The organism is Azospirillum sp. TSH58, from assembly GCF_003119115.1.
GTDB lineage: Bacteria > Pseudomonadota > Alphaproteobacteria > Azospirillales > Azospirillaceae > Azospirillum.
Map to the genome: position 1 here is coordinate 466,473 of NZ_CP022364.1, position 12,934 is coordinate 479,406.

Sequence of the window (12,934 nt, forward strand, 5' to 3'; positions counted from 1 at the left end):
GAACCGGTCGGGAGGCACAAATGCTCACGCGCAAGCAGCATGAATTGCTGCTTTTCATCAACGAGCGGCTCGGGCAGGGCGGTGTGTCCCCTTCCTTCGACGAAATGAAGGACGCTCTCAACCTGAAGTCCAAGTCGGGCATCCACCGCCTGATCACGGGGCTGGAGGAGCGCGGCTTCATCCGCCGCCTGCCCCACCGCGCCCGCGCGCTTGAGGTGCTGCGCCTGCCGGAGGGGCTGGAGACCGCCCGCACCCGGCCGCCGCGCGCCAAGTTCCAGCCCAACGTCATCAAGGGCGACTTCAGCTTCGCGGGACGGGAGGCGAACCCGGCGTCCGAATCCGTGCAGCTTCCGCTCTACGGCCGGATCGCCGCGGGCACGCCCATCGAGGCGTTGCGCGACGGCTCCGCCTTCGTGGACATTCCCGCCGCCATGCTCGGCATGGGCGACCATTACGCGCTGGAAGTGGCCGGCGATTCCATGGTGGAAGCCGGAATCCTCGACCATGACACGGTGGTCATCCAGCGGTGCGACAGCGCGGAGAACGGCTCCATCGTGGTCGCCCTGGTCGACGACGCCGAGGTCACGCTGAAGCGCCTGCGCCGCAAGGGCAACACCGTGGCGCTTGAACCCGCGAACGCCGCCTACGAGACGCGCATCTTCGGCGCCGACCGGGTTCGGGTGCAGGGCCGCCTCGTCGGTCTGGTGCGGAAATACTGAGCGCAGGACGCACCGGGGCGGCGGTTCAGCGCGCCCCGGTCTTTCCATCGGGAAGCTTTCCGCCCATCGTCCACGGGCGGTCGCCACGCTGGCCGCGCACGCTCTCCACCCGGATCCCCTCGTCCGACAGGTAGAGCGCGTGGGCGCCCTCCCGCCGCAGGCGCCAGCGGTCGATCACCAGCGGCGCCCGGCAGCCGCGCGAGGGGGCAGCGATCACCACCGCATCGGCCAGCGCGCAATCCTCCGGCAATGCGTCCGGCTGGCGCAGCAGCGCCACGGTCTTTCCCTCCACCCGGTAAAGGCATCCCAGGGCGTCGCAGCGCAGCCGCCCGTCCAGGCTCACCCCGGCGAGCGGCCAGACATCCTGACCGGCTTTGCCCTCCGGCTTCTCCATGCCGTCGCGCCGCCTCCAGGTGTCGGCCACCCGCCCGTCGCTGGCGGCTGACAGGCTGAGCAGCCCTTCCGCGCCGCGCACGGCCATCAATTTCCCGTCCTCCGACACCAGAAGGTCGGGCCGCGGCGCGAAGACCGGGACGACCATCCCCCCGACCATCGCGGCCAGCCCCAGCCAGCGCCAGCGCCTTGTCCAGATGGCCAGCCACAGCCCTCCCAGAGTGACCGCCGCGATGGCGGCGTCCGGCATGGCCGGCAGGAACGCGGTGGCGCCGGGCAGCGCCGCGGTCCGCTCCGCCGTTTCGATGACCAGCCGGACGCCCCAGCTCATCGCCGTCACCGCCGGCCCCTCCAGCCCGAAGGGCAGCAGCAGGTAGGAGAGCAGGCTGAAGGGCATGATCCACACCGTCGTGATGGGGATCGCCACCATGTTGGACAGCACGCCGTAGAAGGCGACCTGCTGGAAATGGTAGAGCCCATAGGGAGTCGTCGCGACCGTCGCCACCACACTGGAAAAGGCGATGCCGCCCAGCGCCATCGCTCCCCGGCCGAACCAGCCCATCTCGCGCCGCCGCCGCACCGCCCAGGGCGTGAACCGCTCGAAGGCGGCGATCAGGGCGACGACCGCCGCGAAGGACATCTGGAAGCTCGGCCCCAGCATCCCCTCCGGGTCGTAGAGGACGGTGACGATGCCGGCGAAGGCGACCAGCCGCATGCTGATCGGCGACCGGTCGGCGATGACCGCTCCCATGACCAGCCCGGTCATCAGCACCGACCGCAGCGTCGGCAGGGGCGCTCCCACCAGCAGTGTGTAGAGGATGGCCGACAGGATGCCGGCCAACGCCGCGATCTTCTTGATCGGCCAGCGCAGCGCCACCCAGGGAACCAGCGCCAGCAGCGCCCGCACCACCCAAAAGACGATCCCCGCGGCGATGCCGACATGCAGGCCGGAAATGGACAGGAGATGCGCCAGTCCGCTGTCGCGGAAGGCGTCCATCATCGGCTCGGGAATCGCCGCCGCGTCGCCGTTCAGCAGGGCGGCGGTAACGCTGGCCTCCGCGGAGTCGGGCACGGTGGCGCGCACCCGCTCGGCGATGGCGGCGCGGGCCCGCTCGAAGGCCACGGTCACCCGGCGCCAGCCGCCGGGCGGTGGCGCCTCCTGCGCGACAGGAGCGCCCATGACGAAGCCGACCGCGCCGAATCCTTCGAAATAGGCGCGCCGCTGCAGGTCGAAGGCCCCCGGTTCGGCCGGCGCGGCCGGGGGGTGAAGCATGGCGCGCAGCCGGACCACCGTCCCGGCCTCCGGCGGCGTCACCTTGGCGGGCAGATGCAGGCGCGCCCGTGCCGGTGTCGCTTCGGGGGCCAGCCGCTCCACCGTCAATTCCCCAAGCATCAGCCGCGTGCCGGTGGGCTGCCGCTCGACCGCCAGCACCCGCCCGGTCAGCTGCACCGGCCCGAGTTCCCGGGTCAGCATCGGCGCGGCCACCGCGATGCTGTGGAGCTGCGCCGCGGCGAAGCCCAACGCGACGCTGAGCACCCCCAGCAGCAGGACGAGCGGCGCCAGACGCCGCCGCGCCAGCCACAGCAGAGGCAGACAGCCGGCCGCGGCGCCCGGCCCCAGCCAGAGCGGCGGCTCGGCCGGCAGGCCGAAATACAGCGCCACGCCGGCCCCGGTCCCCACGGGCAGCCACAGCGCCCAGCGCTCCCGCTCCGCGGCGAGACAGTCCACCGCGGCGGCGGAAAGGCGTGCAACGGCACCGCGGCGGACCGGACCGGTGTCGCCGTCCTCCTCGGCCGCCATACCCCCGGCCATGCCCTCTTCAACCCCGTGGGCCATACTGTCGCCTATGCGCGCAAGGCAAATGCCTCCGGCGCCGTTAATGTGTTACACCACCGCACCACCGCAGTCGCACCGCCGCTGCCGCAGCACGGCCGCCGCAGCACTGTAGCAGCGCCGAACCCGGAATTGAGCCACCCATGACCGTCGTCACCCGTTTCGCCCCGTCGCCCACCGGCTTTCTCCACATCGGCGGTGCCCGCACCGCGCTGTTCAACTGGCTGTACGCCCGCCGCAACGGCGGGACGTACCTGTTGCGCATCGAGGACACCGACCGCCAGCGCTCGACGGACGCCGCGGTGGACGCCATCCTCGACGGCCTGTCCTGGCTCGGCCTCGACTGGGACGGCGACGCGGTCAGCCAGTTCGCCCGCAAGGACCGCCACGCCGAAGTGGCGCAGCAGATGCTTGCCGCCGGCCGCGCCTATTACTGCTACGCGAGCCCCGAGGAACTGGAGGAGATGCGCGCCGCCCAGAAGGCCGCGGGCCAGCCGGTGCGCTACGACGGGCGCTGGCGCGACCGCGACCCGTCCGAGGCGCCGGCCGGCGTGAAGCCGGTGATCCGCCTGAAGGCCCCGCAGGAGGGCGAGACGGTCCTGAAGGACCGCGTCCAGGGCGAGGTGACGGTGCAGAACGCCCAGCTCGACGACCTGATCCTGCTGCGCGCCGACGGCACCCCGACCTATCTGCTGGCCGTGGTGGTGGACGACCATGACATGGGCGTCACCCACGTCATCCGCGGCGACGACCATCTGACCAACACCTTCCGCCAGATCCAGATCTACAACGCCATGGGCTGGGACCTGCCGGAATTCGGCCACATCCCGCTGATCCACGGGCCGGACGGCGCCAAGCTGTCGAAGCGCCACGGCGCGCTGGGCGTCGACGCCTACCGCGACATGGGCTACCTGCCCGAGGCGATCCGCAACTATCTGCTGCGGCTCGGCTGGGCGCACGGCGACGACGAGATCATCTCGACCGAACAGGCCGTGGAGTGGTTCAACCTGGAGGGCATCGGGCGCTCCCCCTCGCGCTTCGATTTCGCCAAGCTGGAGAACCTGAACGCCCACTACATGCGGCAGGCCGACGACGCCCGCCTCGTGGGTCTGGCCGCCCCGCGGCTGGAGGCCGAGCTCGGCCGCGCGCTGACCGAGTCGGAACGCGACCTGCTGACCCGCGCCATGAACGGGCTGAAGCAGCGCGCCCGCACCGTGGTCGATCTCGCCCAGAGCGCCCGTTTCTACCTCGCCGCCCGCCCGCTGGCGATGGACGAGAAGGCCGCCGCGCTGTTGGACGAGAAGGGCCGCGGCGTCCTGGCCGACCTCGCCGCCCGCTTCGAGACGGAAGCCGACTTCACCGCCGCCGCGCTGGAGGCCCTGGTGCGCGCCTTCGCCGAGGAGCGGGGCGAGAAGCTGGGCAAGATCGCCCAGCCGCTGCGCGCCGCGCTCACCGGTTCCACCGTGTCGCCGCCGATCTTCGAGGTGGCGGAGCTTCTCGGCCGGGCGGAAACGCTGGCCCGGATGAAGGATGCCGCAACTGCAGCACGGGGATAACTTCCGTGCGTTGATATCCGCCCGGCATAGAACTATGCTGCGCGCATTCGAAAAGGGCGTTAAGCCCCAACCCTAAAGATAAGGACGTGCCGAGATGACCCAAACCGCGGACAAGGCCGATACCTTCACCCTGATCGACAACCGGACTGGCAAGCAGGTCAGCCTGCCCGTGATGAAGGGAAGCACGGGTCCGGACGTGATCGACATCCGCAAGCTCTACGCCGAGACCGGTTGTTTCACCTACGATCCGGGTTTCACTTCGACGGGCAGCTGCGAGTCCAAGATCACCTACATCGACGGTGATGAGGGTGTTCTGCTGCACCGCGGTTATGCCATCGACGACCTTGCCGAGCACGCGACCTTCCCGGAGGTCTGCTTCCTCCTCCTCAACAACCACCTGCCGAACGCCGCCGAGAAGGAAGAGTTCGAGGGCATCCTGCGCGGCCACTCGATGGTCCATGAGCAGCTGACCCGCTTCTACAGCGGCTTCCGCCGCGACGCCCACCCGATGGCGGTTCTCTGCGGCGTCGTCGGCGCGCTGTCGGCCTTCTACCACGACTCGACGGACATCGAGGACCCGGTGCAGCGCAAGATCGCCGCGCACCGCCTGATCGCCAAGATCCCGGCGATCGCCGCGATGGCCTACAAGTACTCGGTCGGCCAGCCGTTCATGTACCCGCGCAACGACCTGTCGTATGCCGAGAACTTCCTCTACATGACCTTCGGCACGCCGTGCGAGCCGTACAAGGTCAATCCGGTCCTGTCCAAGGCCATGGACAAGATCTTCATCCTGCACGCCGACCACGAGCAGAACGCCTCGACCTCGACCGTCCGTCTGGCCGGCTCGTCGGGCGCCAACCCGTTCGCCTGCATCGCCGCCGGCATCGCCTCGCTGTGGGGTCCGGCCCATGGCGGCGCCAACGAGGCCGTGCTGAAGATGCTGGAGGAGATTGGCTCCGTCGATCGCATCCCGGAGATCGTCCGCCGCGCCAAGGACAAGAACGACAACTTCCGCCTGATGGGCTTCGGCCACCGGGTCTACAAGAACTACGACCCGCGCGCCCAGGTCATGCGCAAGACCTGCCATGAGGTTCTGGCCGAGCTGGGCATCAAGGACGAGCCGCTCCTCGACATCGCGATGGAGCTGGAGAAGATCGCCCTCGAGGACCCGTATTTCGTCGAGAAGAAGCTGTACCCGAACGTCGATTTCTACTCGGGCATCATCCTGAAGGCGATGGGCTTCCCGACCAGCATGTTCACCGTGCTGTTCGCCGTGGCGCGCACCGTCGGCTGGATCTCCCAGTGGAAGGAGATGATCGAGGACCCGGTCCAGAAGATCGGCCGTCCGCGTCAGCTCTACACCGGCGCGACCAAGCGGGACTTCATCCCGCTGGCCGAGCGTGGCTAACCGGCCAACAGCGCACATCGGGACGGGCGGCTCCGACGGAGCCGCCCGCAGCCCGGCCGCGTTCATCGTTCCGGCACGGCGGGTCCGTCAGGGCCAGCCGGCCGCGAACGACAACAAGCCGCCGCTCTCGCGGCGGCTTCGCCGCATCGTCTTTTATGCGGTGATTGTGGCGATGATCGCCGCGGTGGTGCTGATCTGACCTTCAGCCCTGGGTGATCGGGATGTGCGGCCCTTCCGCCGCCACGCGCTCCATCCATGCGCGCACCGCCGGATAGCCGGACAGGTCGAACCCGCCCTCCTCCGCGACGTGGCTGTAGGCGTAGAGCGCGATGTCGGCGATGCTGAAACGGTCGCCCACGAAGAACCGCCGCTCCGCCAGATGCCCTTCCATGACGCCCAGCGCGTCGTAGCCGAGCCGGCGCTTGGTCACCAGCCCCAGCTTGCGCTCCTCGGTCATCTCCACATGGTGGGTGATCCAGAAGCGCACGGTCGCGATGTTCGGTTCGTGGCTGTACTGCTCGAAGAACATCCATTGCAGGACGCGCGCGCGTCCCTCGCGGTCGTCGGGCAGATAGGGCGTGCCTTCCGCCAGATACCAGAGGATCGCGTTGGATTCCGGCAGATGCCCGCCGTCCTCCAGCTGCAGGGTCGGGATGCGCCCGTTCGGGTTTCGCGCCAGGAATTCCGGTGTGCGGGTTTCCGCCCGGTCGATGTCCAGCTCGATCCGCTCATAGGGGATGCCGAGCTTGTGCAGCAGCAGCCGGCATTTGTAGCCGTTTCCGGACGAGAGGTTGTCGTAAAGGCGCAGCATGGCGGCGTGTCTCCGCTCCAAATTCATCCGATGACGGATGTAACCACGAAACGGAATCAGCCGCCAGCACGGCCCTTCGGAAGCGGCACACCGAGCCGCTCCAGCCGCGTCCGATCCGCAGCGGCCTCCTCCACCAGCCAGTGCCGGAAGGCGCGAAGCACGCCGCGCCCCCGCCCTTCGGCCGGAGCCGTCAGCACATAACGGTCGCCGCAAGGCACCACGGGTCCGAAGGGGCAAACGAGGCGCCCGGCCTCCAGAGCGTCCAGCACCAGCGATGGGCGCCCCAGCGCGATCCCCTGCCCGGCCATGGCGGCCTGGATCACCATCACCGACTCCGAAAAGCTCAGGTTGCGCGCCCCGCCCAGGTCCACCCCGCTGGCCCCGCGCCACAGGCTCCAGTCCGGGGACGCCTGATAGTGCAGCAGCCTGTGGCGGGACAGGTCGGCCGGGCCGGACAGCCGCCCGGCGAGCGACGGCGCGCAGACCGGGATCAGCGGCTCCTCCGACAGCAGCGTGCCGTCGGGACCGGGATCGCCGCCGCGCACATAGCGGATCACCGCCCAGCCTGCCTCGGCCTCCGACGCGCGGTCGGTGTTGCCCCCCTCGATGTCCAGACGCAGGTCGGGGCGGCCGTCGAGGAAGCGCCCCAGACGCGGCACCAGCCACAGGGCCGCCCAGGTGCGCGGCGCGGCGATGCGCAGCCGGTCCGGTCCGCTGCCGGCGATGCGGTCCCAGCTTTCCTGAAGACGGCCCAGTCCGGCGGTGCAGGCCTGAGCGAGGTCGCGCCCGGCGTCGGTCAGGAGAAGCCCCTGCGGGCTGCGCTCGAACAGGCGGACCTTCAGCCGCTTTTCCAGATCGCCCACCTGACGGCTGATCGCCCCGTGGGTCAGCCCGAGTTCCTCGGCGGCGCGCGTCATGCTGCCGTGCCGGGACGCGGCTTCGAAGGCGGCCAGGGCGGTGAAGGGAAGACGCGGCATCGGCACGGCTGCTGGTTTTCACTGTGAGGATTCCTCACAGCCATGCCGGGGAAAGTCAATTGTGGAGCGCGGAGGCAGCGGGCAGGCTTGAGCGCAGAAACGGACTCAGCGCGGCGCCTTCCATGACGATGACCTTTTCCATCACCGACATTTCCACCCTTGATGACCGTCGTTTGCGAGCGGAACTGGAAGCCCTTCTGGAGGACGCCGTGAACAGCGGCGCCTCGGTCGGCTATCACGCGCCGCTGGCGCCCCACTGGAGGCGGGCCTTCTGGGACGGGGTGGCGGCCCAGCTGTCCGGCGGCGCGCACCGTCTGCTGATCGCGCGGGGACCGGAGGGAGAGTTGCTGGGCAGCGTGCAGTTGGCTCTCTGCACCAAGCCCAACGGCGCGCACCGCGCCGAGGTGCAGAAGCTGCTCGTCTTCACCCGCCATCGCCGGAATGGCGTCGCCCGGCGTCTGATGGCGGCGGTGGAGGACACAGCCCGCGGGCTGGGGCGGTCCCTGCTGGTGCTCGACACGCTGAAGGGGGACAGCGGCGAGCCCTTCTACGCGGCGACGGGCTGGCATCGCGCCGGGGTGATCCCCGGCTACACGGTGGAAGCGGACGGCGCCTACGGCGACACCGTCCTCTTCCACAAGACGCTGTGACGGCTGTTACTTCGTCTCGATCAGCTCGACCTTGTAACCGTCCGGGTCCTCGATGAAGGCGATCACGGTGGTGCCGTGCTTCATCGGACCGGGCGGACGCGGGATCTTGACGCCTTCCTTGGCAAGCTGTTCGCAGGTGGAGTAGATGTCCGGCACGCCCAGCGCGATGTGGCCGTAGGCGGTGCCGATGGCGTAAGGCTCCGCCTGGTCCCAGTTGTGGGTCAGTTCCAGGACGGCGGTGTCCTTCTCGTCGCCGTAGCCGACGAAGGCCAGGGTGAAGCGCCCGCCCTCATAGTCGTTGCGGCGCAGCAGCTTCATGCCGAGCAGCCGCGTGTAGAAGTCCAGCGACTTCTCCAGATCATAGACCCGGAGCATGGTGTGCAGCAGGCGGAATTGGCTCATGGTCTCTTCTCCCAAGCGGGTTCTTGCCAAGCGGATTTTTACGCTCGCGTCTTATCCGGCCTCGTCTTATCCAACCGGCCGGCAGCGACCTCCAACACGACCTGGGCGGCCCGTTCGCTGGGCGGCGTTCCGCCCTGCCCCAGCCAGCGCGCCACCTCCGCCACCCCGTCGATCTGCGTCGCGCGGGCGGCGGGATCGTCGAGCAGGCGGCCCAGCTCGGAGGCCAGCCGGTCGGGCCGGCAGTCCTCCTGAAGCAGTTCCGGCACCAGCATGCGGTCGAGCATCAGATTGACCAGATTGACGTATTTGACGCGGATCAGCCGCCGGTACAAGGCCACCGTCACCGGGTTGAGGCGGTAGGCGATCACCGTCGGCAGGCGGGCCAGCGCCAGCTCGAGCGCCACCGTGCCGGACGCCGCCAGCGCGGCCTCCGCCGCCGCGAAGGCATCGTATTTCGGGGCGTCGCCCTCGACGAGAATGGTGGGCATCGGCCAGCCCGCCACCTCCGCCGCGACGCGGTCGCGCACCGTCGCCACGGTCGGCACCACGGCGACCAGCCCCGGATGGGTCGGCAGCAAGCGCTCCAGCGTGGCGCGGAACTCGGGCAGCAGGCGCGACACCTCGCCCTTCCGGCTGCCCGGCAGGACGGCGACGATCCGCGCCTCCGGCGCCAGCCCGTGGGTGGCGCGGAAGCGCTGCGCGTCGCCATGCGCAGCGCCGCTCTCCACCACCGAGTGGCCGACGAAGGTGCAGGGAAGCCCCTCCTTCTCGAAATAGGGCGGCTCGAAGGGCAGGATGGCCAGCAGATGATCGTAGATCGCCGCGTATTTGGCGGCGCGCTTCGGCTTCCAGGCCCAGACGGTGGGCGCCACGTAATGGATCAGCGGGATGCCCGGCGCCTGCGCCTTGACCCGCTTGGACACCCGCACCGTGAAGCCCGGCGAATCGATGCCGACCACCGCGTCGGGCCGCAGCCGCAGGATCTCGGCGACCGTCTGGTCGATGCGGCGCAGCAGGTTCGGCAGATGGGGGAGCAGCTCGAACACGCCGAACAGCGTCAGCTCGCCCATCGGGAACAGGCTGTCCAGCCCTTCCGCGACCATCTTCTCGCCGCCGATGCCGGCGAAGCGCACCCGTCCGCCGGTCAGCCGCTTGCAGGCGGCCATCAGCCGAGCGCCCAGCGCGTCGCCGGAGGGTTCCCCGGCGATCAGGAAAATCAGCGGATCGCTCACGGCCGAGGCTCCGACGAAACGGTGATGCCGACGACGAACAGGCCCAGCCGGTCGGCGGTTTCCGCGACAGCGGCGCGGTCCACCAGAAGGCTGCCGCCCGCCTCCACCGCGATACCGCGCAGGCCGGCGCGGGCGGCGTTCTCCACGGTCGTCACCCCCATGGTGGGGAGGTCCAGGCGGCGGTCCTGCTGCGGCTTCTTGACCTTGACCAGCACCCCGCCCGGACCGGGCCGCGCGACGGCGGCGCAGCGGGACAGCATGGCGTCGGTGCCCTCGATGGCTTCGACGGCGAGCACGATTCCCTGCTGCACCACGGCGCCCTGCCCGACGTCCAGCGCGCCGAGCGCGCGGGCGACCTCGACGGCGCGGGCAATGTCTCGCTCCGCCTCGGGGTCCGGACGCAGCCGGCCCACCGGCCCCGCCGGCGTCAGAAGCTCGCCGAGGAGCTCGTGCAGCCCGACGACGCGGAACCCCTCCCCTTCGAGTTCCCGCGCGACGGAGCGCAGAAGCCCGTCGTCGCCCAAGGCGCGGGTGCCGACCTTGGCGAGGAACTTCGTGGTGTACCAGTCGGGAAGCAGCTCGGTGAAGGACGGCCGGCGCACCGGCCCGGCGAAGACCAGCTCCCCAACCTTTTCCTTCTTCAGCCGGTCGATGATGCTGCCGGCGGCGCCGAAGCGGCTCCACAGATGGGGAAGGCCCTCGACGGTGGCGGGGTCGGTGTGGCCGTCGAAGGCGACGACGAAGACCTCGCGACCCTGGCCGCGCACCGCGGCGGCGATGCGGGCCGGCAAGCTGCCGCCGCCCGCGAGGATGCCGAGCTTGGGAAGAGGCTGCGACATGGCCGGGACTCTCCCAGAGAACAGAACGGAAAGAAAACGGAGCGCGGCCGCCCCTTCTCAGCCCTCGCGCGGCTGGCAGAGCGACCGGGAGGCCCGCGCGAAGGTCAGCACGTCGGCGACCAGCGTCTGCTGCCCCATGTCGCGCCCGACCTCCTCCATGCGCTCGGCGAAAGTGCCCTCGTTGCCGAACAGCAGGCGGTAGGCGGCGCGCAGGGCGTGGATCTCGTCCTTCTGGAAGCCGCGGCGTTCCAGCCCGACGAGGTTCAGGCCGGCCAGCCGGGCGCGGTCGCCCATGACGAGACCATAGGGAATCACGTCCTTCTCCACGCCGGACATGCCGCCGATCATGGCGTGCGACCCGATGCGGACGAACTGGCGGACCGCCGACAACCCGCCGATGGTGACGAAATCGCCCAGCTCCACATGGCCGGCCAGCGTGGCGTTGTTCGCCAGAACCGCGTTGTTGCCGACCACGCAGTCGTGGGCGACGTGGACGCCGACCATGAACAGGCCGTTGTCACCGATCCGCGTGACCATGCCGCCACCCTCGGTGCCGGGGCTCATGGTGACATGCTCGCGGATCTGGTTGTTGCGTCCGATGATCAGCTCGGACGGCTCGCCCTTGAACTTCAGGTCCTGCGGGCGATGGCCGATGGACGCGAAGGGGTAGATGACCGAGTCCTCGCCGATGCGCGTGCGGCCCTCGACCACCACATGGGAGGTCAGCCGCACGCGGTCACCGAGTTGGACATCCGGCCCGACCACACAGAAGGGACCAATGGAAACGTCTTCGCCCAGCCTGGCGGCCGGATCGACGACCGCCGTCGGGTGAATGGAAACGCTCATTTCTCGTCCAGGATCATGGCGGAATAGACGGCTTCGGCGACCAGGACACCGTTGACCTTGGCCTCGCCCTTGAACTTCCACACGTTGGCGCGCTGGCGCTGCTTGCTCACATGGATGTGGATGGTGTCGCCGGGCGTGACCGGGCGGCGGAACCGCGCCTCGTCCACGGTCATGAAATAGACCAGCTTGCCCTCGGACTCCTTGCCCAGCGTGGCGACCACCAGCACGGCGGAGGTCTGGGCCATCGCCTCGATGATCATCACCCCCGGCATCACCGGGCGCGAGGGGAAGTGACCCTGGAAGAACGGCTCGTTGATGGTGACGTTCTTCACGCCGGTGGCGCTTTCGCCCAGCGTGATGTCGATCACCCGGTCGATCATCAGAATCGGATAGCGATGCGGGATCATTTCCATGATCCGCATGATGTCGAGGTCGGCTATCTTCTTGTTGTCCGCCGTCACATCCATGGTCCCGGCCGCCCGCCTTTCAAAATCCACGAAAACGCCCCGCGCCGCGCCTTCGGCGGCACGGGACGCTGCCCCTTGTGCCCCATTTCCGGGGATTTGGCAATGCCGACGCCGCCGGGTTTCCCGCCCCCCTTTGCGTCCGGCGCATACGAAAAAGCCGCCGCGCTCTCCTGGGAAAGCGTGGCGGCTCATCCGCTGATGCCTTGCGGCCGCTCGCGCCTTACGGCTTGGGAACGGTCAGCGCGACCTGGGGCAGCTTCTTGTTCACCCGCTCCAGCACCACGTCGGTGACGTCGAGCTGGGTGTCGACCAGGACGAACTGCTGGCGGGCGAGGACCAGGTTGGCGCCGCGCTCGCGCGCGACGTCGGCCACGATCTCGACCATGTTCTTGTGGACGACGGCCATCGCCTCGTTCAGCGCGTTCTCCAGGGCGCGCTTGCGGCTCTGCACCGTCTTCTGCACCTCGCCGACCTGCTTCTCGAAGTCGCGGCGCTTGTTGGCCAGGGCGTCGGGAGCCAGCACGGTCTGCTGCTTGCGCAGTTCCTCCTCGGACTTGCGCAGCTTGTCCTCCAGCGAGGCGATTTCCTTCTGGTAGGTCTCGCGCAGCGATTCGAAGGACTTCGACACGCCCTTGGAGGCGTTCGACTCCTGCATGATCTTCTGGACGTCGACCACGGCGATGACCGGCGCCTTGAGGTTGTCGGTCGGCTTGTCCTGGGCGAAGGACGGCGTCGCCATCGCGACGCCCGCCATCACCGCACCGGCGGCGACCAGCGCCCTGAGCTTGCTGAACTGCATG

Annotated in this window: 14 protein-coding genes; 5 read left to right on the forward strand and 9 right to left on the reverse strand. The window is 69.3% G+C overall.

Annotated elements, in window-relative coordinates; genetic code table 11:
• Positions 1–20: 20 nt before the first annotated feature.
• On the forward strand, positions 21–719 hold the full coding sequence (gene lexA / locus TSH58p_RS05745) for a transcriptional repressor LexA (RefSeq protein WP_014240174.1): 699 nt from the start codon (positions 21–23) through the stop codon (positions 717–719).
• Positions 720–744: 25 nt separating this feature from the next.
• Here lexA and TSH58p_RS05750 read toward each other — a convergent pair whose 3' ends face one another.
• Positions 745–2,925: a ComEC/Rec2 family competence protein gene (locus TSH58p_RS05750; protein WP_109071911.1), complete on the reverse strand. Its 2,181-nt coding sequence runs from the start codon at positions 2,923–2,925 to the stop codon at positions 745–747.
• A 164-nt stretch (positions 2,926–3,089) separates the two neighbouring features.
• Here TSH58p_RS05750 and gltX point away from each other — a divergent pair, with 164 nt between their 5' ends.
• The 3 genes from gltX to TSH58p_RS05765 all read left to right on the forward strand — a co-directional run bounded on the left by gltX (position 3,090) and on the right by TSH58p_RS05765 (position 6,109).
• Positions 3,090–4,502 (forward strand): glutamate--tRNA ligase, encoded by a 1,413-nt coding sequence (gltX, locus tag TSH58p_RS05755; RefSeq protein ID WP_109071912.1) that lies wholly within the window; start codon positions 3,090–3,092, stop codon positions 4,500–4,502.
• Positions 4,503–4,596: 94 nt separating this feature from the next.
• A complete protein-coding gene (gene gltA / locus TSH58p_RS05760; protein ID WP_038528311.1) occupies positions 4,597–5,910 on the forward strand; it encodes a citrate synthase in 1,314 nt (437 codons plus the stop codon).
• A complete protein-coding gene (locus TSH58p_RS05765) occupies positions 5,903–6,109 on the forward strand; it encodes a hypothetical protein (RefSeq protein WP_014240168.1) in 207 nt (68 codons plus the stop codon). Before gltA ends, TSH58p_RS05765 begins: the two co-directional genes overlap by 8 nt.
• Before the next feature lie 3 nt (positions 6,110–6,112).
• Here TSH58p_RS05765 and TSH58p_RS05770 read toward each other — a convergent pair whose 3' ends face one another.
• Positions 6,113–6,721, reverse strand: coding sequence for a glutathione S-transferase family protein (locus tag TSH58p_RS05770; protein WP_109071913.1), 609 nt, complete (start codon positions 6,719–6,721; stop codon positions 6,113–6,115).
• Positions 6,722–6,777: 56 nt separating this feature from the next.
• The gene (locus tag TSH58p_RS05775; RefSeq protein WP_109071914.1) at positions 6,778–7,698 is read right to left on the reverse strand and encodes a LysR substrate-binding domain-containing protein; all 921 of its coding nucleotides are present in this window, start codon (positions 7,696–7,698) and stop codon (positions 6,778–6,780) included.
• Positions 7,699–7,820: 122 nt separating this feature from the next.
• Here TSH58p_RS05775 and TSH58p_RS05780 point away from each other — a divergent pair, with 122 nt between their 5' ends.
• Entirely contained in the window at positions 7,821–8,348 is a 528-nt protein-coding gene (locus TSH58p_RS05780) for a GNAT family N-acetyltransferase (RefSeq protein WP_109071915.1), read from the forward strand.
• A 6-nt stretch (positions 8,349–8,354) separates the two neighbouring features.
• Here the strand turns inward: TSH58p_RS05780 and gloA are convergent, their stop codons facing one another.
• The 6 genes from gloA to TSH58p_RS05810 form a co-directional block, all read right to left on the reverse strand.
• Positions 8,355–8,750 (reverse strand): lactoylglutathione lyase, encoded by a 396-nt coding sequence (gene gloA, locus TSH58p_RS05785; protein WP_109071916.1) that lies wholly within the window; start codon positions 8,748–8,750, stop codon positions 8,355–8,357.
• 38 nt (positions 8,751–8,788) lie between these two features.
• A complete protein-coding gene (lpxB, locus tag TSH58p_RS05790; RefSeq protein ID WP_109071917.1) occupies positions 8,789–9,982 on the reverse strand; it encodes a lipid-A-disaccharide synthase in 1,194 nt (397 codons plus the stop codon).
• The gene (locus TSH58p_RS05795) at positions 9,979–10,821 is read right to left on the reverse strand and encodes an LpxI family protein (RefSeq protein WP_109071918.1); all 843 of its coding nucleotides are present in this window, start codon (positions 10,819–10,821) and stop codon (positions 9,979–9,981) included. The genes lpxB and TSH58p_RS05795 overlap by 4 nt, the downstream gene beginning before the upstream one ends.
• A 57-nt stretch (positions 10,822–10,878) precedes the next feature.
• Entirely contained in the window at positions 10,879–11,667 is a 789-nt protein-coding gene (gene lpxA, locus TSH58p_RS05800) for an acyl-ACP--UDP-N-acetylglucosamine O-acyltransferase (RefSeq protein WP_109071919.1), read from the reverse strand.
• Positions 11,664–12,134: a 3-hydroxyacyl-ACP dehydratase FabZ gene (fabZ, locus tag TSH58p_RS05805; RefSeq protein WP_014240160.1), complete on the reverse strand. Its 471-nt coding sequence runs from the start codon at positions 12,132–12,134 to the stop codon at positions 11,664–11,666. Before fabZ ends, lpxA begins: the two co-directional genes overlap by 4 nt.
• Positions 12,135–12,354: 220 nt before the next feature.
• Positions 12,355–12,933: an OmpH family outer membrane protein gene (locus TSH58p_RS05810; protein ID WP_109071920.1), complete on the reverse strand. Its 579-nt coding sequence runs from the start codon at positions 12,931–12,933 to the stop codon at positions 12,355–12,357.
• Position 12,934 lies beyond the last annotated feature (1 nt).